General features: G+C 38.9%; 3 protein-coding genes. 1 reads left to right on the plus strand and 2 read right to left on the minus strand.

Annotated features, from left to right (window positions below; translation table 11 throughout):
• On the minus strand, window positions 1-657 hold a 657-nt coding region (locus AC33VI_RS16860; protein WP_491783423.1), incomplete at its 3' end, for a putative baseplate assembly protein.
• A gap of 20 nt (window positions 658-677) precedes the next feature.
• Window positions 678-1,073, minus strand: a complete 396-nt coding sequence (locus tag AC33VI_RS16865) for a GPW/gp25 family protein (RefSeq protein WP_491783424.1) — start codon at window positions 1,071-1,073, stop codon at window positions 678-680.
• A gap of 516 nt (window positions 1,074-1,589) precedes the next feature.
• Here AC33VI_RS16865 and AC33VI_RS16870 point away from each other — a divergent pair.
• On the plus strand, window positions 1,590-1,723 hold a 134-nt coding region (locus AC33VI_RS16870; protein WP_491783425.1), incomplete at its 3' end, for a PAAR domain-containing protein.

Here is a 1,723-nt window from a genome sequence, read left to right on the forward strand (position 1 = left end):
AGTTCGTGGAGGGCGATCGGGGTCAATTCCCGTAGGAGTTGCAGGCGCACCTCGAAAGGTAATTGCCAGGGTATTTCCTGCCAGGGGTTGTTTGGGGTTAAAGACTAAATAGAAACAGTTGCCGACTTCTGGTTGTTCGTTAAAGAGGGGTTGTTCTTCTCCCCGCCATTCTCCATTATTTTCTTTAACCCATTGGTTGCTAAAGCCATCCCGTAATAAAGTTGGTGCTTCTTCTAGGGTTTCGGCAGTCAAAAAATGCAGGATATCTGGTTGTCCGATTAATAAATCTTTATCTGTCGAAAAGACAACCGCTTCTTCGGTTTCGGTTCTTTCTGTCCCTACTTCCGTTCCCTGGAGAATAGCATAAGGAAAGGTATCTGGTTGAGTTATATAAAAACTAACATCGGTCTGGGCTGGTGCTGGAGGTTGCAGCTTAATCCCTAATAATTCTAAAAAAGTAATATAGTTGCGATGGGGGACTTGATTGAACCGCATCAACATCTGGTCAGTTAACCAAGCAAACAACTCAATTAAGGTGATACCAGGATCGCTAGGATTAAAATCCGTCCACTCAGGACAATAGCGGGGAATGCGTAAGATACATTCTGCCACTAAATCTTCAAAAGTGCGATCGTCTAAATTGGCTTTTGGTAACATGATAATTACTAATTAAATTGCTACTCACTTTCAGTTAGATAAAAGGGATATACTAGGCTGCGGTCTTCGTAACTACTCTTGAGACGATAGTTAATCATGATATTGACTCTACCCAAAATCGGATCGGGTTCGGTTACTACCTCCTCTAAATCGATTCGAGGTTCCCAAGTTTCCAAAGCCTCTTGCACATATAACCGCATCAAAAACAAAGTTTTGCTATTTAGAGGGGCAAAAGTTAACTCTGACAAACGACAACCAAAATCAGGACGATATCGCCTTTCGCCTAACTCAGTTCGCAATATAATCAGAATCGCTTGTCTCACTTTTTGGTCGGCAGCAGATAAAGAAATTCCCCCTTGTAAGTCGGTTTTTAAGGGAAAATTCCAGCCCATACCCAAGTAGTCTTGTTCGTTCATCAAGGGAAATCTCTGTTATGGTTTTACCTGTAAAGTAACAATTGACCCCTAGTTTTACATTGACCATAAGGCGAAGATTTTACCCTTGATATCGGTATGAATTTATTGGTTTCATGTCAGTTCTATGACCATGATTTAAGAGTTTGGATGAGGAGATGAAATTTAAAAGAATAAATTTAAGGATAATACGGCAAAAAAAGACTTAAACTTGGAATATAAAAACAAATATATCCTATTAAGTAATTTATACTCTTTTTTACTTTTATTATTAACTGTATATATTATTTCTGACTCCTAAGTTCTTGTTTTTCACTAAATTTGGGTTTTGTCAAATTTACGTTAGTTTAAAAAGACCAAAAAAAGCATAAAGACATGAAATAACAGGAAAAACCCCTTTGAAATTAGTTTTGACTGCAAAATTATGTATTTAAAGTCAATTTTAGACTTAGGTATAAGGCAGTCACCAAAGCTTATAGTTTAATCTAGAATTAACTTTAAGAAATAACAACTAAAGTCATGCCTGGAAGACCTGCTGCACGTTTGGGAGATATGACCGCTCATGGGAGTCCTTTATCTCCTGGTACTGGTAGCCCGAATGTATTAATCGGCAAAAGACCAGCCTGGCGAGGACTCCCTGCTGCTGCGGTAGG

Source organism: Waterburya sp. (assembly GCF_058530065.1).